At 69.5% G+C, this 21,930-nt stretch carries 19 protein-coding genes; 13 read left to right on the forward strand and 6 right to left on the reverse strand.

Annotated features, from left to right (window positions below):
* Nucleotides 1-131: 131 nt before the first annotated feature.
* Together mfd and OL599_RS04655 are read right to left on the reverse strand one after the other, a co-directional pair.
* Nucleotides 132-3,563, reverse strand: coding sequence for a transcription-repair coupling factor (gene mfd, locus OL599_RS04650; RefSeq protein ID WP_264712476.1), 3,432 nt, complete (start codon nt 3,561-3,563; stop codon nt 132-134).
* Nucleotides 3,560-3,886 (reverse strand): FAD assembly factor SdhE, encoded by a 327-nt coding sequence (locus OL599_RS04655; RefSeq protein ID WP_264712743.1) that lies wholly within the window; start codon nt 3,884-3,886, stop codon nt 3,560-3,562. Before OL599_RS04655 ends, mfd begins: the two co-directional genes overlap by 4 nt.
* Here OL599_RS04655 and recG point away from each other — a divergent pair.
* From recG to OL599_RS04685, 6 genes are all read left to right on the forward strand, one after another.
* Nucleotides 3,885-5,975, forward strand: coding sequence for an ATP-dependent DNA helicase RecG (gene recG / locus OL599_RS04660; protein ID WP_264712477.1), 2,091 nt, complete (start codon nt 3,885-3,887; stop codon nt 5,973-5,975). The two genes, OL599_RS04655 and recG, sit on opposite strands and share 2 nt — an antisense overlap.
* A 123-nt stretch (nt 5,976-6,098) precedes the next feature.
* Nucleotides 6,099-6,821 carry an ABC transporter ATP-binding protein gene (locus OL599_RS04665; protein WP_264712478.1) on the forward strand — a complete coding sequence of 241 codons (723 nt, stop codon included), beginning with the start codon at nt 6,099-6,101 and terminating at the stop codon, nt 6,819-6,821.
* A 1-nt stretch (nt 6,822) separates the two neighbouring features.
* Nucleotides 6,823-7,554 (forward strand): ABC transporter permease subunit, encoded by a 732-nt coding sequence (locus OL599_RS04670; protein ID WP_264712479.1) that lies wholly within the window; start codon nt 6,823-6,825, stop codon nt 7,552-7,554.
* A gap of 4 nt (nt 7,555-7,558) precedes the next feature.
* Nucleotides 7,559-9,454, forward strand: a complete 1,896-nt coding sequence (locus OL599_RS04675; RefSeq protein ID WP_264712480.1) for a Gldg family protein — start codon at nt 7,559-7,561, stop codon at nt 9,452-9,454.
* A complete protein-coding gene (locus OL599_RS04680) occupies nt 9,451-10,527 on the forward strand; it encodes a DUF4340 domain-containing protein (protein WP_264712481.1) in 1,077 nt (358 codons plus the stop codon). The genes OL599_RS04675 and OL599_RS04680 overlap by 4 nt, the downstream gene beginning before the upstream one ends.
* A 23-nt stretch (nt 10,528-10,550) precedes the next feature.
* Nucleotides 10,551-10,955 carry an NUDIX hydrolase gene (locus OL599_RS04685; protein ID WP_456306678.1) on the forward strand — a complete coding sequence of 135 codons (405 nt, stop codon included), beginning with the start codon at nt 10,551-10,553 and terminating at the stop codon, nt 10,953-10,955.
* Nucleotides 10,956-10,985: 30 nt separating this feature from the next.
* Here the strand turns inward: OL599_RS04685 and OL599_RS04690 are convergent, their stop codons facing one another.
* Nucleotides 10,986-11,351 carry a hypothetical protein gene (locus OL599_RS04690; RefSeq protein ID WP_264712483.1) on the reverse strand — a complete coding sequence of 122 codons (366 nt, stop codon included), beginning with the start codon at nt 11,349-11,351 and terminating at the stop codon, nt 10,986-10,988.
* Between the two features lie 170 nt (nt 11,352-11,521).
* Between OL599_RS04690 and OL599_RS04695 the strand changes: the two genes are divergently transcribed.
* Nucleotides 11,522-11,875, forward strand: coding sequence for a hypothetical protein (locus OL599_RS04695; RefSeq protein WP_264712484.1), 354 nt, complete (start codon nt 11,522-11,524; stop codon nt 11,873-11,875).
* A gap of 87 nt (nt 11,876-11,962) precedes the next feature.
* Nucleotides 11,963-13,066, forward strand: coding sequence for an LLM class flavin-dependent oxidoreductase (locus tag OL599_RS04700; protein ID WP_264712485.1), 1,104 nt, complete (start codon nt 11,963-11,965; stop codon nt 13,064-13,066).
* 37 nt (nt 13,067-13,103) lie between these two features.
* Here OL599_RS04700 and OL599_RS04705 read toward each other — a convergent pair whose 3' ends face one another.
* From OL599_RS04705 to msrP, 3 genes are read right to left on the reverse strand one after another with little or no spacing between them, the layout of a single operon-like run.
* Entirely contained in the window at nt 13,104-14,075 is a 972-nt protein-coding gene (locus OL599_RS04705) for a zinc-binding dehydrogenase (RefSeq protein WP_264712486.1), read from the reverse strand.
* A 55-nt stretch (nt 14,076-14,130) separates the two neighbouring features.
* Entirely contained in the window at nt 14,131-14,457 is a 327-nt protein-coding gene (locus tag OL599_RS04710) for a hypothetical protein (protein WP_264712487.1), read from the reverse strand.
* On the reverse strand, nt 14,454-15,446 hold the full coding sequence (gene msrP / locus OL599_RS04715; RefSeq protein ID WP_264712488.1) for a protein-methionine-sulfoxide reductase catalytic subunit MsrP: 993 nt from the start codon (nt 15,444-15,446) through the stop codon (nt 14,454-14,456). The genes OL599_RS04710 and msrP overlap by 4 nt, the downstream gene beginning before the upstream one ends.
* Before the next feature lie 171 nt (nt 15,447-15,617).
* Between msrP and cuyA the strand changes: the two genes are divergently transcribed.
* The 5 genes from cuyA (at nt 15,618) to galE (ending at nt 21,778) form a co-directional block, all read left to right on the forward strand.
* On the forward strand, nt 15,618-16,625 hold the full coding sequence (gene cuyA / locus OL599_RS04720; protein WP_264712489.1) for a D-cysteate sulfo-lyase: 1,008 nt from the start codon (nt 15,618-15,620) through the stop codon (nt 16,623-16,625).
* Nucleotides 16,626-16,783: 158 nt separating this feature from the next.
* Nucleotides 16,784-17,392, forward strand: a complete 609-nt coding sequence (locus OL599_RS04725) for a GNAT family N-acetyltransferase (RefSeq protein ID WP_264712490.1) — start codon at nt 16,784-16,786, stop codon at nt 17,390-17,392.
* Between the two features lie 77 nt (nt 17,393-17,469).
* Nucleotides 17,470-19,629 (forward strand): glycosyltransferase family protein, encoded by a 2,160-nt coding sequence (locus tag OL599_RS04730; protein ID WP_264712491.1) that lies wholly within the window; start codon nt 17,470-17,472, stop codon nt 19,627-19,629.
* Between the two features lie 7 nt (nt 19,630-19,636).
* Nucleotides 19,637-20,680: a hypothetical protein gene (locus tag OL599_RS04735; protein ID WP_264712492.1), complete on the forward strand. Its 1,044-nt coding sequence runs from the start codon at nt 19,637-19,639 to the stop codon at nt 20,678-20,680.
* A gap of 108 nt (nt 20,681-20,788) precedes the next feature.
* Complete coding sequence (galE, locus tag OL599_RS04740; RefSeq protein ID WP_264712493.1) at nt 20,789-21,778, forward strand: UDP-glucose 4-epimerase GalE; 990 nt, start codon at nt 20,789-20,791, stop codon at nt 21,776-21,778.
* Nucleotides 21,779-21,930: the final 152 nt, after the last annotated feature.

Here is a 21,930-nt window from a genome sequence, read left to right on the forward strand (position 1 = left end):
GCGCCGGCTCTCTACCTCTTGATACTGGAACTTTCTATCAACATCAAAAACTGTAACACAAATCAACAATCCGAATACAGGCCGCAAGCGGCCCGATCGAAGGGGCTCGAGAACAGCGTCTTTGCTTTTCGTCAGGCTGCCTTGGCCTGCCCGGCGATCCGGTTCAGGTTCTCGACCATGTCGCGCGCCATGCGCATCCGCTCAGCCACGTTCATCTCGCGCACGATCGCCAGTTTGTGGTCCGGGCGCAGCTTCACCAGGCCGCCCTTGCTGGAGAGCCAGGACACCAGCCCGGCGGGATTGCGGAAGGCGTTGCCGTGGAAGCCCAGCACCATGCCTTTCGGGCCGGCTTCCAGCTTCTCCACCCCGGCCTCACGGCAGGCGCGTTTCAGGGACACCACCTGCAGCAGGTTTTCCACCTCGTCCGGCAGTGGGCCGAAGCGGTCCACCAGCTCGGCCGCCATCGCCTCGGTCTCGGCATCGGAGGTGAGCGCGCCGATGCGGCGATAGAGCCCGAGGCGCACCGGCAGGTCGCGCACATAGGTCTCGGGGATCAGCACCGGCAGGCCGAGGCCGATATTCGGGGTCCAGTCGCGGTCGTCGGCGCGGCGGCGGCCCTTCTCGGCGCGCATTTCCGCCACCGCGTCCTCCAGCATCTGCTGGTAGAGCTCGATGCCGACCTCGCGGATATGGCCGCTCTGCTCGTCGCCCAGCAGGTTGCCGGCGCCGCGGATGTCGAGGTCGTGGCTGGCCAGCGTGAAGCCGGCGCCCAGGGCGTCCAGCGTCTGCATCACCGTCAGCCGCTTCTCGGCAGCCACCGACAGCCGGTGGTTGGGCGGCCAGGTCAGGTAGGCGTAGCCGCGCTGCTTGCCGCGGCCGACGCGCCCGCGCAGCTGGTAGAGCTGGCCGAGACCGAACATGTCGGCGCGGTGGATCACCAGCGTGTTCACCGCGGGCATGTCGAGCCCGCTTTCCACGATGTTGGTGGACAGGAGGATGTCGAACTTGCCGTCGCCGAACTCGGTCATGACGCGTTCGAGCTCGGTGGGCGCCAGGCGCCCGTGCGCCTGCACGGTGCGGGCTTCCGGCACGATCTCGGCGAGGCGCTCGGCCATGCGGCCGAGATCCTCGATGCGCGGAACCACGCAGAACACCTGGCCGCCGCGGAAGCGCTCGCGCTGCAAGGCCTCGCGGATCACCACCGCGTCAAACGGCATGATGAAGGTGCGCACGGCGAGGCGATCGACCGGCGGGGTGGCGATGATGCTCATCTCGCGCACGCCGGTCAGCGCAAGCTGCAGGGTGCGCGGAATCGGGGTGGCGGTCAGCGTCAGCACGTGCATGTCGGCGCGCATGGCCTTCAGCTTCTCCTTGTGGGAGACGCCGAAATGCTGCTCCTCGTCGACGACGAGCAGGCTCAGCCCGGCGAAGGTCACGGCTTTCGACAGCAGCGCGTGGGTGCCGACGACGACGTTGATGGAGCCGTCGGCGAGGCCCTTGCGGACCTCGGCGGCTTCCTTGGCGGAGACCATGCGCGAGAGCTGGGCCACCTTCACCGGCAGGCCGGCGAAGCGGGCGGAGAACACGCGGAAATGCTGGCGGGCCAGCAGCGTGGTAGGCACCACCACCGCGACCTGGCCGCCGGACATGGCGGCGACGAAGGCGGCGCGCAGGGCCACCTCGGTCTTGCCGAAGCCCACGTCGCCGCAGATCAGCCGGTCCATCGGCCGGCCGCTGGCCAGGTCCTCCAGCACGTCGGCGATGGCGCGGGCCTGGTCCTCGGTCTCGGCGAAGGGGAAGCGGGCGCAGAACTCGTCCCAGGCGCCTTCCGGCGGCGCCATCACCTCGGCCTCGTGCAGCTTGCGGGCGGCGGCGACGCGGATGAGCTCGCTGGCCATGTCGCGGATGCGGCTCTTCATCCGCGCCTTGCGCGCCTGCCAGCCGGTGCCGCCGAGCTTGTCCAGCGACACGCCGGCGGTCTCGCTGCCGAAGCGCGACAGCATCTCGATGTTCTCGACCGGCAGGAACAGCTTGTCGTCGCCGTCGTACAGCAGCCGCAGGCAGTCATGCGGCGCGCCGGTGACGGTCAGCGTCATCAGCCCGTCATAGCGGCCGATGCCGTGGTCCTGGTGCACGACCAGGTCGCCCTCGGCGATCTCGGTCGCCTCGGCGATGAACTGGTCGGCCCGCTTGCGCCGGCGCGGCGGGCGGCTGATCCGATCGCCCAGCAGATCCTGCTCGCTGACGAGGGCGACGCGATCGGCGACGAAGCCGCGCTCGATCCCCAGCGTGACCAGCGCGGCCGGCAGCTTCTGGGCATTCGCCCAGTCCTCGGCCGTGTCGGCCTGGAAGCCGTGCTCGCGCAGCAGGTTGGCCAGCCGCTCGCGCGAGCCGCGGGTCCAGGCGGCGACCACCAGGCGGCGGCCCTCGCCTTTCCAGCGTTCGGCCTGGGCGCGCAACTGGTCGAAGACATTTGTACCGGCGCCGCCGCCGGACTGGACGAAGACCGGGCCGGGCCGGCCACCGCCATCGATGCCCGGCGTGTCGTCGGGCCGGCCGAAGGGGCTGAACGCGAACAGCGGGCCACGGGACAGCATCGCGTCCCAGCCGGCGCGGTCCAGGTACAGCTTCTCCGGCGGCAGCGGCCGGTATGGGGTCTCGCCGTCGCGCGGCACCGCCTTGCGGGCGGCGTAGTGGTCGGCGACCATTTCCAGCCGGGCGGTCAGCACCTCCTCGGCCTGGTGGTCCAGGCTGACGGAGGCGCCGGGAAGATAGTCGGCCAGCGTCTCCATCGTGTCGTGGAACAGCGGCACCCAGTGCTCCATGCCGGGGTGGCGGCGGCCTTCGGAGATGGAGAGGTAGAGCGGGTCCTCGGCCGATTTAGCGCCGAACAGCTCGCGCCAGCCGGTGCGGAAGCGGGCGATGCTCGCCTTGTCCAGGAACACCTCGGACACCGGGCGCAGCACGAAGCGGTCGAGGGTCGCCGCACTGCGCTGGGTGGCGGGGTCGAAGCTGCGGATGGTCTCGATGGTGTCGCCGAACAGGTCCAGGCGCACGGGGTCGGCGGCGCCGGCGGGGAAGATGTCGATGATGCCGCCGCGGACCGCGTATTCGCCGGGCTCCATCACGGTGCCGGCACGGCCGTAGCCGTTGGCTTCGAGGAAACGGGCAAGATCCTCGGGCTGCACGGTGCCGCCGACGGCGAGCGCGCGGCTGCTGCCCTGGAAGACGTGGCGCGGCGGGACGCGTTGCACCAGCGCGTTCACGGTGGTCAGGACGATGCGCTTGCCGGCGGATTTCTCCAGCAGGCGCGTGAGCGTGGCGATGCGCTCGGAAACCAGTTCGGGGTTCGGCGACACGCGGTCATAGGGAAGGCAGTCCCAGGCCGGGACGCGCAGCACTTCGATGTCCGGGGCGAAGAAGGACAGCGCCTCGGCCAGCCGGGCCATGCGGGCGTCGTCGCGGGTGGCATGCAGCAGCGGGCCGTCATGCTCGGCGGCACGGCGGGCAAGCAGGACGGCGTCCCAGCCCTCGGGGGCGCCAAAGACGGTGACAGCACTCATTCGTGAACGGCCCTTCCGGGCCGGTTCTTTCCGGCCCCGTCTTTTACGGCAACGTCGTTTCCGGCGGCATCCTTGATGGCCCGCAGCATCGGCGAATCGACCTCGGCGGGAATCGGGCGGCGGCCGGTCAGCCAGTCCGCCAGGTCGGCATCCGGCAATTCCATGACTTCTTCGAGCGCATCCATGTCCGCCTCGGTCAGGTCGTGCAGGCGCGCGGCGACGTAGCCGCCGATCAGCAGATCGTTCTCGTGCGTGCCGCGGTGGGTGGCGCGAAACAGCAGCCTGCGCCGCCGCGTATCCGATGGGGAAACACTGTCTGACATGAGCGGGGTGTCATATAGCGGTGCCCCCAATCAGTGTCAGCCCGTGGAACCCGATCCGCTCGTCCCGCTTTTCGCACCCCTGACCAGCCTGCGTGGCGTCGGCGAGGCCGTGGCCAAGCTGATCGCGCGCGCGGCGGGCGGGGAGCGCGTCATCGACCTGCTGTTCCACCTGCCGGAATCATACATCGACCGGCGGGAGCGGACGACCATCCGCGCCGCCCTGCCCGGCAAGCTGGCGACGCTGGAGGTGCAGGTGGTGCGGATCGAACCGCCGGCGACGGCGCGCCAGCCGACCAAGGTGTCGGTCACCGACGGCACCGGCTTTGCCGATCTGGTGTTCTTCCAGCGGTTTCCTGCCGCCCGGCTGCCGGTGGGGGCGAAGGTGCTGATATCCGGGAAATTCGACGACCGCGGGCAGATGGTCCACCCCGACCACATCGCCCCCGCCGGCCAGCCGGCGCAATTCCCGGCGGTGGAGCCGGTGTGGCCGCTCACCGCCGGGCTGTTCGCCTGGCATCTGCGCCGCCCCGTGGTCGACGCGCTGTCCCGCCTGCCGGCCTTGCCCGAATGGCACGATGCGGCGTTGCTGAAACGCGAGCGGTGGCCCGGGTTCACCGCCGCGCTGCGGGCGCTGCAGATGCCGGCCGAGCCCCCCTCCCCGGCCCTGCGCAAGCGCCTGGCCTATGACGAGCTGCTGGCCGGACAGGTGGCGCTGGCCGTGGTGCGCCGGCGCGTGCGCGACCGGCCCGGGCGCGCGCTCGCGGGCGACGACCGCCTGCGCCGGAAGGCCCTGGCCGCGTTCGGCCACAAGCTGACGCCCACTCAGCGCGACGTGCTGGCCGAGATCGATGCCGATCTCGCGGCACCTCGGCGCATGCTGCGGCTGCTGCAGGGCGATGTGGGTGCGGGCAAGACGCTGGTGGCAATTCTCGCGATGCTGCGCGCGGTGGAGGCCGGGGCGCAGGCGGCGATCATGGCGCCCACGGAAATCCTGGCGCGCCAGCATCTGCGCACGCTGGAGCGGCTCTCGCCGGTGCCGGCGGCGCTGCTGACCGGGTCTGTCACCGGCAAGGCGCGCGCCCGCATCCTGGAGGGGCTGGCCGACGGCTCGCTGCCGATCGTGGTCGGCACCCATGCGCTGGTTCAGCAGGGCGTTGCGTTCAAGGACCTCGGGCTCGCGGTGATCGACGAGCAGCACCGCTTCGGCGTGGACCAGCGGCTGCTGCTGGGCAAGAAAGGCCTGGTGACGGACGTGCTGGTGATGACCGCCACCCCCATCCCGCGCACGCTGCTGCTGACCCATTGGGGCGAGATGCAGGTCAGCCGCCTGACCGGCAAGCCGGCCGGGCGGACGCCGGTGAAGACCACCCTGCACTCGCTCGCCACCCTGCCGGACGTGGTCGATGCCATCGCCCGCAAGCTCGATGAAGGGGCCCGCGTCTACTGGGTATGCCCGATGGTCAGCGAGAGCGAGGAGATCGATCTCGCTGCCGCCGAGGAGAGGTTCGCCACCCTGCATGCCCGCTTCGGCGCCGCCGTCGGGCTGGCGCATGGGCGGCAGGACAGCGCCGTGCGCGAGGCCGCCCTGGCCGATTTCGCCGCGGGCCGCACCCGCATCCTGGTCGCGACCACGGTGATCGAAGTGGGGGTGGACGTGCCCGAGGCCAGCGTGATGGTGGTGGAGCACGCCGAGCGCTTCGGCCTGGCGCAGCTGCACCAGCTGCGCGGGCGGGTGGGCCGGGGCGCCGCCGTCAGCTTCTGCCTGCTGCTGCACGATGACGGCCTGCAGGAAACGGCGCGGCGCCGGCTGACCCTGCTGCGCGACACCGATGACGGGTTCCGCATCGCCGACGAGGATTTCCGCCTGCGCGGTGGCGGCGACCTGCTGGGCACCCGCCAGTCCGGGCTGCCGGGCTGGCGGATCGCCGATCCGATCGAGCACGAGGGCCTGCTGCGCATGGCCGGCCGCGACGCCGAGCTGCTGCTGCAGAAGGACCCGCGGCTGACCGGCGAACGCGGGCGGGCGGTGCGGCTGCTGCTGCGGCTGTTCGACCGGACGGTGGCGTTCCGCACCTTGCACTCGGGTTAAACTCCGTTCATTGCGCCCCCATACACGGCCGCCCCGGGTTGCATTGTTCGGCAGTTACGTTATTCCGGCCACCCTGACGTGAATGCCGGGGGAGACACCGTGACAGGCCAGACTGAATCCCCTTTGATCGAAATCGCGGGGCTGACCAAGCGGTTCGGCGCGTTCACCGCGGTCGACGACGTGTCGTTCAAGGTCGCGCGCGGCGAGGTGCTGGGCTTCCTGGGCCCGAACGGCGCCGGCAAGTCGACCACCATGCGCATGCTCGCAGGATTCATGACCCCCACCGCCGGGCGCGCCAGCATCTGCGGGCACGACGTGCAGGCGGATGCGGTGGCGGCGCGCAAAATGCTGGGCTTCCTGCCCGAGGGCGCGCCCACCTATCCCGAAATGACCGTGCTGTCGTTCCTGAAATTCGTCGCCCGCATCCGCGGCTATTCCGGCGGCGAGCTGGCCGACCGGGTGGACCACGCGATCGGCCTGACCACGCTGGCCGGGGTGCGCATGCAGCCGGTGGAGACGCTGTCGAAGGGCTTCAAGCGCCGGGTGGGGCTCGCGCAGGCGCTGCTGCACGACCCGCCGGTGCTGGTGCTGGACGAGCCGACCGACGGGCTCGATCCCAACCAGAAGCATGAGGTGCGCACGCTGATCGCGCGCATGGCGCCCAGCAAGGCCATCGTCATCAGCACGCATATCCTCGAAGAGGTCGATGCCGTGTGCTCGCGCGCCATCGTCATCGCCAATGGCCGCGTGGTCGCCGACGCGACGCCCGCCGAGCTGGCGAAGCGCCATCCCTCCGGCAAGCTGGACGACGTGTTCCGCGCCCTCACCCAGCCGAAAGCAGCCTGACATGCGCAACACGCTGATCGTGGCCCGCCGGGAGCTCGGCGGGTATTTCGCCACCCCGGTGGCGGTGGTGTTCATCGTCATCTTCCTGGCGTTGCAGGGTGTTCTGACCTTCAACCTCGGCAATTTCTTCGACCGCAACCAGGCCGACCTGGCGCCGTTCTTCAACTTCATCCCGTGGGTGTTCCTGCTGCTGGTGCCGGCGATCACCATGCGGCTGTGGGCGGAGGAGCGGCGGCTCGGCACGATCGAGCTGCTGTTGACCCTGCCGATCACCCAGGCCCAGGCGGTGGTGGGGAAGTTCCTGGCGGCCTGGGCGTTCTGCGCCATCGCGCTGCTGCTGACCTTTCCGTTCGTCATCACCGTGAACATCCTGGGCCGGCCCGACAACGGCGTGATCGCCACCGGCTATCTCGGCTCGCTGCTGGTGGCGGGGTCGTTCCTGTCGATCGGGGCCGCGCTGTCGGCGCTGACCAAGAACCAGGTGATCGCGTTCGTGCTGGCGGTGGCGGTGTGCTTCATCTTCGCCGTCGCGTCCTATCCGCTGGTGACCGACTTCCTGTCGCGCAATGCTCCGGTGCTGGCCGATGTTGCGCGCCGGCTGTCGGTGGCCGAGCGGTTCCAGTCCTTCACCCGCGGCGTGATCTCGCTGCGCGACCTCATCTTCTTCGCGTCCTTCATCGGGTTCTGGCTGTTCCTGAACACGGTGATCGTCGAGCATCGCAAGGCGGACTAAGGCAATGCGTCGTCTCTGGTTCTCGGTTCTGGGCGTGGTGGCCGTCGCGGCCATGCTGGTGGGCGTCAACATGCTGGCCGACACGCGGCTGGCCGGCGCGAAGCTCGATCTGACGCAGCAGCGGCTGTACACGCTGTCCAACGGCACGCGGAAGATCCTGGCCGACCTGAAGGAGCCGGTGACGCTGCGGCTCTATTATTCGCGCGCGCTGGGCAGCCGCATTCCCGTCTACGGCGCCTATGCCGACCGCGTGCAGGAGATGCTGCGCGAATACGCCGGCGTTTCCCAAGGGAAGGTGAAGCTGGAGTTCTACGACCCCGAGCCGTTCAGCGACACCGAGGACCGCGCCCTGGCTTACGGGCTGCAGGGCGTGCCCATCGATCAGTCCGGCGAGCAGGTCTATTTCGGCCTCGCCGCCAGCAACCTGCTGGACGACGAGCGGACGATCGCCTTCTTCCAGCCGGAGCGCGAACGCTTCCTGGAATACGACCTGACGCGGCTGATCTACGAATTGTCGAACCCGAAGCGCCCGGTGGTCGGCGTGATGTCGTCGCTGCCGCTGGATGGCGACCCGCGCATGATGATGATGCGTGGCCAGGGCGCGGGTGCGCCGTGGGTGTCGATGCTGCAACTGCGCCAGACCTTCGCGGTGAAGAACGTGCAGACGGATGCGCAGGTGATCGACCCGGACATCCAGGTGCTGCTGGTCGCCCAGGCGCAGAACCTGTCGGACAACGCGCTGTACGCCATCGACCAGTTCGTCATGCGCGGCGGCCGGCTGATGGTGATGGTGGACCCGCACAGCGAGGCCCAGGCCGCCGCCCCCAGCCCGACCGGCCAGCCGCCGAGCGACACCTCCAGCAATCTCGCCAAGCTGTTCGACGCCTGGGGCATCACGTTCGATCCGAAGACGGTGGTGGGCGACCTGAACGGCGCGTGGCGCGTGCGCGCGAGCCCCGGCGACCGCGTGCAGGCGGTCGATTACGTGGCCTGGTTCAACATCCGCAACGGCGTGTCGCACGACGACCCCGCCACCGCCGACCTGACCCAGGTGACCGTCGCCTCGCCTGGCTTCATCGCGAAGAAGCCGGATGCGGACATCAGCTTCACGCCGCTGCTGAGCTCCAGCGACAAGTCCGGCACGCTTGCGGTCGACAAGGTCAAGAACTTCCCCGATCCCGCCAAGATCCTCGCCGAGTTCAAGCCGGAGGGAGGGCCGCGGGTGATCGCGGCGCGCGTGCGCGGCGTGCTGAAGTCGGCCTTCACCGGGCCGCCTGACCTGCCGAAGGACGCCAAGCGGCCGGACAACTTCCCCGCGTTCAAGGCGCAGACGGACGGGCCGGCGAACATGGTGGTGGTCGCGGATTCCGACATCCTCGCCGACCGCTACTGGGTACGCGTGCAGGAGTTCTTCGGCCAGCAGGACGCGGCGCCGTTCAGCGACAACGGCCCGTTCGTCGCCAACCTGGTCGGCACGCTTGCCGGCGGAGACGCGCTGATCGGGCTGCGCAGCCGCGGCTCCTCCCTGCGGCCGTTCGATCTGGTCGAGGGGATGCAGCGCGACGCCGAGGCCCGCTTCCGCCAGACAGAGCAGCAGTTGCAGACGCATCTGACCGATACGCAGAAGAAGCTGACGGAGCTGCGCACCGGCCGCGGCGAGGCGGGTGCGGCCGCAGTGATCACCGAGCAGCAGCGCGCAACCATCGACGACCTGCGCAAGGAGATCACGCAGACGCGGGTGAAGCTGCGCAACGTGCAGCTTGAGCTGCGCCGCGACATCTCGCGGCTGCAGAACGAGCTGCGCCTGTTCAACATCGCCATGGTTCCGGCGATCCTGGCGGTGCTGGCGATCGTGCTGGGATTTGTCCGGCGGCAGAAACGCGCGAGGGCCCGGGCATGAAGCCGCGCAACACGCTCATCCTGGCGGCCGTCGCCGCGGCGGCGCTGGCGGCCGGCTGGCAGTTCGGCCTGCGCACCACGCCGGTGGGCCAGATGGAGGTTGCGCCCGGCTCGCTGGTGTTCCCCGGGCTGGCGGCGAAGCTGCAGGATGCCAGGCGCATCGAGGTGACGCACCAGGGCAAGACCATGGTGATCGCGCAGGAGAACGGCAAATGGGGGCTGGCCGATCGCGGCGGCTTCCCGGTGCAGGCCGACAAGCTGCGCGAACTGCTGACCGGGCTGACCGAGCTGCGTATCACCGAGCCGCGCACGTCCGACCCCGCACAGTACAGCCGGCTCGGCGTCGAGGATGCACAGCCCCCCACGTCCAATTCGAACCTGCTGCGCGTGCTGGACAGCAACGGCAAGCCGATCGCCGAGCTGATCGTCGGCCATCGCCGGGTGCGCACCCAGGGCAACGTGCCCGAGTCCATCTACGTCCGCCGCCCCGGCGAGGCCGGGTCCTGGCTGGCCGAGGGCCGGCTGCCGGTGGACGCGGACCCGCAGCTTTGGTTCGACCGGGACATCGCCAATATCGACCACGCCAGGATCGCCACTATCGAGGTGAAGCGCGGCGATGCGACGCTGGAATTCGGCCGCGACGGCGACAAGCTGACGCTGAAATCGCCGGCGGAGCATCCGAAGCTCGACGAATACCGGCTGGAGGACATCGGCCGTGGGCTTGAAGCGCTGACGTTGACGGACGTGAAGCCGGCGGCGCAGCAGTCCGGCGAGAAGATCGGCACCGCCGTGATGACCACGACCGACGGCCTGAAGGTTACAGTGACCGTGTTCAAGGCCGACAAGGACATCTGGGCGCAGTTCGCGGCCACCGGCGAGGACAAGGCGAAGGCCGAGGCCGAAGCCTTGCAGGCGCGCGTGGCTGGCTGGACCTATCAGGTCGGGTCGTGGAAGGAAAAGGCGTTCGTGCCGACGCTGGACGACCTGAAGGCGTCCGAGCCGGCGCCGGCCGCTGCCACGCCACAGCCCGGGAGCCCGCCCGCGGACGACGCGGCGAAGCCTGCGGTGCAATGAGCCGGGAATATCCGCCGCGACCCATGGTCGGCATCGGCGTGGTCGTGTTGCGGCCTGGCGAAGTGCTGCTGGTGCGGCGTGGCAGGCCGCCGAATGTCGGCGCCTGGAGCCTGCCTGGGGGCGCGCAGGAACTCGGCGAGACCGCTGAGGATGCCGCGCGCCGGGAACTGCTGGAAGAGACCGGGCTGGATGTCGGCCCGCTGCATCTGGCAGCGAATGTCGACAGCATCCATCGCGACGACGACGGGCGGGTGCGCTACCACTACACCATCATCGATTTCGCCGCGGAGTGGCGGGGTGGCGAGCCGGTGGCCGGCGACGACATCACTGAAGTGGCCTGGGCGACGTTCGACCGGTTCGATGATTTCGCGCTGTGGTCCGAAGCCCGCCGCGTGATCGCCATCGCACGCGGGCTGGTGGGGTGCTGAGCCCAATCGACGTCAGGCGTCAGGAGGCGGCTAGCGCACCCTTCCCCAGGTCGTCTGCGGCGCCACCTGCGCAATCGCAGACGGCTGGATAGCGGGTGCAAACGTGGTGTGGTTGTCCGGCAACAGGTACAGCACCGAGCCAGTTAGGCGCAGCCTGGTGGAGCCGAAATCGCGAATGGTCGTACCCTCGGGGATGCGGAAGCTGAAGGCGCAATGACCGTCGCCAAGCCCGGCATCACGCAGGTCCTGGCGGAACAGGTCCGCCATGCAGGCGCCCACCAGTTGGTTGTCCATGAACACCTGCAACTCCAGCTTCCGTGCCGGCTCCCGGTGCCAGAAGATCCAGCCCTCGACCAGTTCGGGCCCACACAAATCCAGATGTCCAGTCACGTCCACGCGCACGATCCCCGGTCTGCCTCCGACTGGCGACATACAGCATTGTACGGTTCCAGGCGCAACCGCCGCGTCCGCATTTTACCGTTCATAGCGAAGGATGTTGCCGCCCACACCATCGTGCCGGTGCCGGTGGGGAAATCATGCACCATGAGAGGCTTGGCGGAGGCGCCATGAAGCTGTTGCTGCTCGCCCTCGTGCTCGCCGGCGCCGGCGGGATCGCGTACCCCCGAATGCACGAACAGACCGACAGCGCCTGCGCGGCGTTGGACAAGCGGCTGCAAAGCCTCATCCAGCTCAGGTTCCAGGCCCTGAAGCTGGCGTCGAATCCGCGCCTCGCCGGGGCCGCCGCATCGGCACAGGCATCGTTGCCGGCTGGGGCCACGATCGTTGCGTGGCTGCACGAGAAGCTTCCGTTCCTGCCGCCCGAGGTCGGCTGTGCCGCGGCCTATTGGATGACGGTCGTGCAGCCGGATCTCACGCAACTCATCCCGGCGAGCCTGCCGATCAAACCGCCGGGAGGCTGACCCGGGCGGTGCTGCGCGACCATCATCCCTGGCTATGCTTCGGACGTTGGGCAACGACCCCACGGCATAGCGAAAAGGGAAACGGCCATGGAATTCGGCTACTTCACGATGCCGTCGCATCCGCCGGAGCGGGACCTCAAGGAAGGCCACGACTGGGACCTGCAGACGCTGCGCTGGCTCGATGACCTCGGGTTCACCGAGACCTGGATCGGGGAGCATCACACGGCCCCCTGGGAACCGCACCCCGCGCCGGATCTTCTGGTCGCCCAGGCGCTGCTGCAGACCAGGCGCATCCGCATCGGCCCTGGCGGCTTCCTGCTGCCGTATCACCACCCCGCCGAGCTCGCCAACCGTGCCGCGATGCTCGACCACCTGTCCGGCGGGCGGCTGAATTTCGGCGTGGCGGCCAGCGGCCTGCCCAGCGACTGGGCGATGTTCCATGTCGATGGCATGTCCGGGGTCAACCGCGAGATGACGCGCGAGGCGCTCGATATCATCCTCAGGATGTGGACCGAGGACGGGCCGTGGGACTACGCCGGCAAGCATTGGCAGGTGTCCAAGCCGGAGGCGATGTTCGGGTTCCTGAAGCCCCATCTCAAGCCGCTGCAGACGCCGCATCCCCCCATCGGGGTCGCCGGGCTGTCGAAGAACTCGGATACGCTGAAGCTCGCGGGTGAGCGGGGCTTCATTCCCATGAGCCTCAACCTCAACCCGGCCTATGTCGGCAGCCACTGGGCTTCGGTCGAGGCCGGCGCGGCCAGGACCGGGCGCACCCCGAGCCGGGCCGACTGGCGCCTGGTGCGGGAGATCTTCGTGGCCGACACGGACGAGGAGGCGTGGCGCCTGTCGGTCGGCAGCATGATGGGCCGGATGATGGGCGAGTATTTCCTGCCGCTGCTGGCGAATTTCGGCTTCAAGGACTACCTGAAGCACGATCCGGAGGTGGCCGATTCCGACGTTACCGTCGAGTACTGCGCCCGCCACAACTGGCTGGTGGGCTCGCCCAGGACCGTCGCCGAGAAGATCGAGCAGGTGTACCACGAGGTCGGCGGCTTCGGGCAGTTGCTGGTGTTCGGCTTCGACTATGTCCACGACCCGCAGGCCTGGCACAACTCGCTGCGCCTGATCCAGGAGGAGGTGAAGCCGCGCGTGGCCCATCTGCGGCCGGGCGCGGTCAAGGCGGTGGCCTGAGCAGCCGGGGGCGGCGGCGCGACGCCGCCCCCCTTGCCTACATCGCCAGCACGATCTTCCCGAAATGGGCGTTGGCGCGCATATGCGCCTGCGCCGCCGCCGCCTCCTCCAGCGGGAAGATCCGGTCGATCGGCAGGCGCAGTTTGCCGGCGGTGACGGCATCCCAGAGGTCGGCCCGCATGCGGCGGGTGATCTCGCGCACCTCGTCGAGCGTGCGGGTGCGGAAGGTGACGCCGATATAGGCGATGCGCTTCAGCGCGTGCAGGTCGAAGTCGAATTCGCCCTTCGCGCCGCCGAGGCGGCCGACATTGACGATCCTGCCGAGGATGGCGGCAGCCTTCATGTTGGCATTGGCGACGCTGGCCGAGACCTGGTCGATGATGAGGTCGGCCCCCTTGCCGCCGGTGGCGGCCTGCACCGCCTCCGGCCATGCCGGGTCGGTGGTGTCGATCGCGACATCGGCGCCGAACTCGGTCAGGCGCTTGCGCCGCTCAGGATTGGTGGAGGAGCCCATGACCACCCCTGCCCCCATCAGCCGGGCGATCTGCAGCCCCATGAGGCCGACGCCGGTACTGGCGCCCTGGATCAGCACGCCGTCGCCCGGCTGCAACCGGCCGTTGGTCAGCAGCGCGTTGTGCATGGTCTGCAGCGCGATCGGCAGGGTGGCGGCCTGTTCGTAGCTCATGTTGTTGGCGGGGATCGGGCTGACACGGCCCCAGTCGGTCACGGCGTACTCGGCGTAGCCGCCGCTGCCCGAGCACATCACCCGCTGGCCGGGGCGCAAGTCCGGCACGTCGGCACCCACCTCGACCACCTCGCCCGCCCATTCCAGGCCGACGACGGCGCCGATTCCGCCCAGCGCGCCGTGCCGGTGCCCGGAGGCCATCTGCAACTCGGCCCGGTTGAGGCCGGCGGCGCGCACGCGCACCAGCACTTCGTTCGGCTTCGGGGTGGGCACCGCCACCTCGCGCACCGCCAGCCCGTCTTCCGTCACGACCGCCGCCCTCATGGCGCCCTCCCCCCGTATTGCACGTGTGGTGTGATGGCGCAGGCGCGAAAGCCGGTCAATTCCACCAGCGCTGCGAGCCCGGCAGGCCGCGGCCGGAATCGATGCTCATTGCCACCCCGCCCAGGATCACCCCGAGCGCCAGCGGCACCAGCCAGCAGGGCCGCAGCAGCACCGGCAGGAACAGCACGCGCCAGGTCCAGTCGCCCAGATGCGCGCGCACGGCATCCTGCAGCGCCAGCAGCATGGAATGGTCGATGCTGGAGATCAGCCGGGTCAGTGTCAGCAAAGGCGGCAGCAGGATCGCCAGCGCGAACGCGCCGACGAGGCAGGCGGCCGCCATCACCGCCAGTATGCGTGCGGCGATGGGGCCCGTGGCGCTCAAGCGAACAGCCGCTCGTTCTTCAGGTTGGCGTACAGGCCGGCGACGAACGGGCCGTAGCCGTTCCAGATCTGGGTCGGCACCATTTCGTTGCTCCCCAGCAGGCGTTCCTGCGCCTGGCTCCAGCGCGGATGCGGCACGGCGGGGTTCACGTTGGCCCAGAAGCCGTATTCGCTGTCCTGAAGCTGCTCCCAGAACGAATGCGGGCGCTTGTCGGTGAACTCGACCTTGACGATCGACTTGGCCGACTTGAACCCGTATTTCCACGGCAGCGTCAGCCGGATCGGCGCGCCGTTCTGCGGCGGCAGCACCTTGCCGTACATGCCCACCGACAGGAAGGCGAGCTCGTTGTTCGCCTCTTCGATGGTCACGCCCTCGATATAGGGCCAGGGATACCAGCTCTGATGCAGGCCGGGCATGGTCTTGGGATCGGCGAGCGTGGTGAACACCAGGTACTTCGCGTCGGATTGCGGCTCGGCGATGCGCACCAGCTCGGCCAGCGGGAAGCCGACCCAGGGCACGGTCATCGCCCAGGCCTCGACGCAGCGGTGGCGATAGACACGTTCCTCAAGGGTGACCTGCTTCATCAGGTCCTCGAAGGCGATGCTGCGCGGTGTCTTGACCATGCCCGTGATGGCGATGCTCCAGGGCTCCACCGGCAGCGCCTTGGCGGCGCCGTAGACGGACTTGGAGCTGCCGAACTCGTAGTAGTTGTTGTAGGTGGTGGCGTCCTCTTCCGGCGACAGCGGCCGGCCGCCGTCGTATTTCGGATTGCGCGCGGCCTCCAGCGCCTTTCGCGGCGGCTGCGGCGCCGGTTTGCCGCCGCCGAAAATACTCCATTGGGCCTCGGCGGGCGTGGCGGCGAGCCCTGCCGCGATCACACCCAGCCCGGCGGCGGCCTTGCCCGCCAGCGCGCGACGGCCCAGGACGAGGGCCTCCGGTGTCGCCAGCCGCTCCGGGATCTCCCAACCGCGTCGCCTGTGAATGAACATGTCCCGTTCCCTCCCTGCGTTCGTACCCGATACGTAGGTACTCCGCCGGCAGATGCCATTTTGCGCCGCCAGGGCCGGCCTGGGCAACGGCCGGGATTGATTTGCCGCCCTTTATGGCGGAAACAGACGAGACGCCTCGGCGTTACAGACTCAAATCCAGGAAAGACCCCCATGCATCTTGCCCGCTTCCCCCGCGTGCAGCTGTGCCACGCGCCCACGCCGCTCGAGTTCATGCCCAACCTGACCAAGGCGCTGGGTGGGCCACAGCTCTGGATCAAGCGCGACGATTGCACCGGGGTGGCCACCGGCGGCAACAAGAATCGCAAGCTCGAGTTCCTGATGGGCGAGGCGCTGGCGCAGGGCGCCGACCACATCGTCACCCAGGGGGCGGTGCAGTCCAACCATGTCCGCCAGACCGCCGCGGTGGCGGCGAAGCTCGGCCTGAAATGCACGGCGGTGCTGGAGCGCCGGGTCCAGACCAACGATCCCGACTACCTCGAGAGCGGCAACGTGCTGATGGACCGCATCCTGGGCATCGATATCGAGTACCGCGATGGCGGCACCGACATGCAGAAGGCCATCGAGGACGTGGGCGAGCGGCTGAAGGCCGCCGGCGCCAAGCCCTATCTGATCCCTGGCGGTGGCTCCAACGCCACCGGCGCGCTGGGCTACGCCAATGTGGCGCTGGAACTGCTGACCCAGGCCAATGAAAAGGGCCTGCGCATCGACCGGGTCGTGCACGCCACCGGCAGCGCCGGCACGCAGGCCGGGTTGGTGGCCGGGTTCGAGGCGTTGAATTCGGGCATCCGCGTGCTCGGCATCGGCGTGCGGCTGCCGAGGGACCGCCAGGAGGCCAATGTCCACAAGCTGGCCGAGGCGACCGCCGAGAAGCTGGGGCTGAAGGGCGGCATCCGCCGCGAGGCGGTCGAGGCAAATTGCGACTATGTCGGCGCCGGCTATGGCATCCCGACCGAGGGCATGGCCGAGGCAGTGCGGATGCTGGCGCGGCTGGAGGGCATTTTCCTCGACCCGGTCTATTCCGGGAAGGGCATGGCCGGCCTGATCGACCTGATCCGCAAGAACCAGTTCGGCAAGGACGAGAACGTCGTATTCGTGCATACCGGCGGCCAGGTGGGGCTGTTCGGCTATCGCGACTTCCTGACCAAGACGGCCGCCTGACCGCATGTCCGGGCGCCGGCCAGCCGCGGCCGGCGCCCGGACGACGGATCGCGGCGGCGATCACGCGAAGTTCGCTGGAACCTGTGGTCCAGCTCACATGCGCGGCCCTCGGCACGGCGTAGTCTGGCTCAAGACCAATGCGAGCACGGACGCCATTCATGCCGATCGACATCCACGATATCGTCGTCCGCCCCGCCCGCGCCGCCGATGCCGCGGCGATCGCCGGCCTTTATGAAGCCTGCATCCGCAACGGCGAGGGCGTGTTCGACGATGCGACCGACGCCGATGCCGCCGCCCGGCGGTTCCGGCGGCTGCTGCCGCGCGGCACCCCGTTCCTGGTCGCCTGCCGCGGCCGCGCCCTGGTCGGGTTCGCCCATGTGACGGAATACCTGTCCGGCGACGGCTTCGGGCACTGCGCGCGCAGTGCGGTGTGGATTCTGCCGGAGTTTCGTGGCCAGGGCGTCGGATGGGCTCTGCTGCGCGACCTGCTGGTGGCCTGCAAGGCGGCAAGGCTGCGGCAGGTGGTGGCCTATGTCCGCGCCGACAGCGATGCGGCGCTGGCGCTGCATGCCGGCCTCGGCTTCGTCATGATCGGCTGGCACCGCGAGGCCTGCCAGGTGTTCGGGCAGATGCACGACGTGGTGGCGTTGCGCCGCGTGCTCGACCGCATGGCCCCCGCGGCCGCAGCCGAAATCATGCGCCGGCCCGACGCCGCGGCCCTACGCGGAATGGCCGCGCGGCTGGGCGTGCCCGCCGAAATCGGTTGAGCTCCCCAAGCCGGCGGCGGTCGGCCATGGAATGAATTGCCAAGCCGCTGGCGTTCGCGTAGCACGGCCGCTGACGCATGGACGCCATTTCGCGCAGCAAGCCGGCCGGTAGCTCGACCGGCCTGGCATCGGACATAACGGCCCGGAGCGATCCGGCGATCATCCATTCCCGGTTCACGCTCGCCCCGGTCGCGGCGACCACGCCCGGCGACACGGCGCCGCCGGAACAGGATGCGGCCAGAGCGCGGTCCGAGCACTATGCCGACCCGGGCGCCGCAACGATCGCCCCGCATGTGGACGTGGCCTATTACCGCGCGATCTATCCTGATATCGGCCGCCTGGCGCTCGATCCGGTCACGCATTTCCACGCGCATGGCTGGCGCGAGGGGCGCAACCCGAACAGCTGGTTCGATACGCGGTACTATCTTGCCGCCAATCCCGACATCGCCGCGGCGGGAATCGATCCGCTGCAGCATTACGTCACCCACGGCCGGGCCGAAGGGCGCCAGCCGCGCCGGTCCGGCGGCGCGCTGCGGGCGGTCGTGGAGGCCGCGACGCCGCCGAGTGCGCGCCCGCTTGGCTACGATGCCCCGGCTGACGCCGACCGGCTGGAGGCGCCGGACCTGCATGCGGCCATCGCCGCACGCTGCGTCGGCGCCAACGGGCTGGTGGTCTCGGCCAGTCATGACCGCTACATCGACGTCACCGGCGGCGTCCAGATCCTGATCGCCGACGAGCAGGCGCTGTTCAACGGCGACCGCTTCGCCTACCTGCACCTTTCGCCTGCGATCGCCCGGCTGACTCTGGACCCCGGCGGCGACGAGCCGGCCCTGCTGCAGGTGGTGCTCGACGGCCGGTTCCTCGGCCTGGCCACTGGCGAGGCCGTGGCGGCGGCGTTGGCGCTGCTGCCAGACACGGCGGCGCCGGCGCGGATCTTCACCGTCCATTCCGTGTTCGGGCATCGCTGGCGCGTGCTGGCCGCCGTCGCCGCCGCGCTGCAGGCACGGCATAGCTTCTTCTGGCTGCACGACTATGCCTCGCTGTGCGAAGGCTACAACCTGCTGCGCGACGACGCGCTGTTCTGTGGCGCCCCGCCCGAGGACAGCATGGCCTGCCGGATCTGCGTGTATGGCGGCGAACGGGCGGGCTATCGCGCCGAATTGCGGGCACTGTTCGATGCGGTGCCGTTCCATGTGCTGGCGCCGTCGCCCGCAGCATTGCAGCTGTGGCTGCGCTCGGCCGGACTGCCGCATCTTTCGGCCCGCGTGCACGCCAACCTCGTGCTGCAGGAGGGCGACGCCGAAGCGCCAGCGAGCGGGCAGCACCTGCCGGTCCGCGTCGCCTTCGTCGGGTTCCCGATGGCGCACAAGGGCTGGCCCCTGTTCCGCACGCTGGTGGAGCAGGCGCGGACCCTTGATGCCTATCGCTTCTACCACCTGTCCATTGCCGAGACGCTGCAGCCCATGGACGGACTCATCGGCGTTCCCGCCCAGGTGGATCGTGACGACCGTTTCGCCATGGTCGCGGCGCTGGCGGCGCTGCAGATCGACCTCGTGCTGGTGCTGTCGCCGTGGCCGGAGACGTTCTCCTACGTGACTCACGAGGCCTTTGCGGCAGGAGCCGATGTGGTGGCGCTGGCGTGCGCCGGCAATGTGGCCGACGCCGTGCGCCGGCATGACCGCGGCGTGGTGCTGCGCGATGACGCCGCGCTGCTGCGCTTCTTCCTTGATCTGCATGCCGTGCGCTATGCGGAGCAGCGTGCGGCCGCAGCCCTCCGTCCCGCACGGCTGCTCGCCTGCGGCACCACCGCCACGGTCGCCCTGGACGCGCCGGACGGCCCCGATCCGGACCGGTTGGCCACGCCCGACCCGGCGTTGCGCGTCATTGCCGGTGACGCGGTGATCCTGCCGGCACGCGACGGCGATGGGTGGCGGTTCGCGCTGCCGGCGCAGGCGGGGATCATCCGCCTCGTGTCGCGCAGCGTGGTGCCGGCGCAGCTCTCCTCCGCCGCGCGCGACCAGCGTCGCCTCGGCGTCGCCGTCGGCCGCCTCATGCTGGATGGGGCGATCGTTCCGCCGGGCGATGCGCGCCGGCTGTCGGGATGGCATGGCGCCGAGGACGCGTGGGAGTGGACCAGCGGCGACGCGACGCTCGATGCCGGCGAGGCACGCATGCTGGAAGTGACGCTGGCGCGGCTGGCCACGTATTTTCGTTCACCGCTCGCCGGATCTGGCTGACGCACACATGGCCGGCACCGTCTGTTTCACCAGCTTCACCTTCGGCTACCTGTCGCGCGCCCGCGTGCTGGCGCAGACCCTGCGGGCCGCGCATCCGGACTGGACGCTGTGGGCGCTGGTGGTGGACGAGCCGCCGCCGGACCTGGACCTGCATGCCGCTCTCGCGCCGTTCGACGCGGTGATGCGGGCCGACGCGCTGGATATCCCGCGCTTCCGCGCCTGGATGTTCAAGCATGACCTGGTGGAGGCCTGCACCGCCGTGAAGGGCGCGATGCTCGAAATGCTGCTGCGGCGGGGTGCGGACAAGGTGGTCTATCTGGATCCCGATATCGCCGTATTCCATCCGCTGAGCGGGATCGAGCGGCGGCTGGACGACGCCTCCATCGTGCTGACGCCGCACCAGCTCGCAGCGAATGACGGGCTGCCTGCCATGGCGGACAACGAGCTGACGTCGCTGAAATACGGCACCTACAATCTCGGCTTCGTCGCCGTGCGCAACGACGACAACGGACGCGCCTTCGCCGCGTGGTGGTCGGCGGTGACCCGGCAGGCGTGCTATGACGATGTCGAGGCCGGGCTGTTCACCGACCAGAAATACTGCGACCTGGTGCCGGGGCTGTTCGACGGCGTGCATGTGGAGCGCGACCCCGGCTGCAACGTCGCGAGCTGGAACCTGAGCCGGCGGAGCCTGGCTTTCGGCGCCGACGGCGCGCTGCTGGTGAACGGCGCGGCGCTGAAATTCTACCATTTCACCAAGATCGGCGGCGTCGGCGACACCATGACCGAGCGCTACGGGCGGGACAATGTCGAGGTCTACGAGGTGGTCAACTGGTACAAGCGCGCCGTGGCCGCCAACGGTTTCATCGCGGCGGCGGAATGGCCGTGGCGCTACGGCCGGTTTGCGTCGGGCGCGCCGGTGCCGCGCCCGGTGCGACTGCTGTGGCGGGCGCGGCCGGATCTGCAGGCCGCGTTCGACGACCCCTTCGCCGTCACCGGCGACTGCCTGCATGCCTGGCTGCAGCGCGAAATGCCCGCGCTTCTCGCAGGCTGACCCCCAGGCGCAATGATCATGACGTGATCGGATCGGCGTTGCGCGCCGCTGCCGCTCACGATACCTGACGCCTGTAGATCCGACACTCGCAAGACGGAGACCGTGCCCATGCCGCGTCGCTTCCTTGTCACCGGTGGCGCCGGATTCGTCGGCAGCCATCTGGTGGCCGCCCTGCTTGCGCGGGGCGACGACGTCGTGGTGTTCGACAACCTGCGCACCGGCCATCGGGGCGCGGTGCTGCCTGGCGCCGGCTTCGTGCAGGCGGACCTTGCCGATGCCGGCGCGATCGACGCGATGCTCGCCGGGGGGCGCTGGGACGCCGTGTTCCACTTCGCTTCGCTGTCGCTCGTCGGCGACAGCATGCGCGAGCCGATGCACTATCTGGCCGAGAACAGCGGCAACGGCCTGCGCCTGATCGATGCCTGCATCCGCCACGGCGTGACCCGCTTCGTGCTGTCCTCGACGGCGGCGCTGTTCGGCCACCCCGAGCGCATCCCCATCGACGAAGCCGCGCGGATCGATCCGGGTTCGCCCTATGGCGAGAGCAAGTGGATGCTGGAGCGGGCGCTGCTCTGGGCCGACCGCATCCATGGCCTGCGCAGCGCGGTGTTGCGCTATTTCAATGCCGCGGGCGCCGACCCCGATGGCCGCCTGGGCGAGGACCACCGGCCGGAGACGCATCTGATCCCCCTGGTGATCGACGCGGCCCTCGGGCGGCGGCCGGAGATCGCCGTGTTCGGCACCGATTACGACACGCCGGACGGCACCTGCATCCGCGACTACATCCATGTGACGGACCTCGCCGATGCGCATCTGCTGGCGCTGGACCGGCTGGACGGCGGCAGCGTGACCTACAATCTCGGCAGCTCGCACGGGCACTCGGTGCTGGAGGTGATCCGCGCAGTGGAGCGTGTCACCGGCCGCCCGGTGCCGGTGCGCCTGGCGGGGCGCCGGCCGGGCGACCCGGCGGCGCTGGTGGCTGCCTCCGCGCGCATCGCCCGCGAGACCGGTTGGACGCCGCGGTTCCAGGAGCTGGATGCGATCGTCCGCACGGCGCTGCGCTGGCGCGAGGCGCATCCGCACGGCTACGCAACATAGCCCCGCGCGGCGGAGTTTCGTGTTGCGCGAGCACAGGTTCCGGCTACACTGCCGCACCCGCGAAAGTCGCGGTATCATGAGCGAAACAACTCAATGATACCCGGTTCTTCGACGCTGTTATTGGTGATATTAGGCTTGAATTATTAACCGTC

It is taken from the genome of Limobrevibacterium gyesilva (assembly GCF_025989185.1).
Classification (GTDB): Bacteria; Pseudomonadota; Alphaproteobacteria; order Acetobacterales; family Acetobacteraceae; genus Limobrevibacterium; species Limobrevibacterium gyesilva.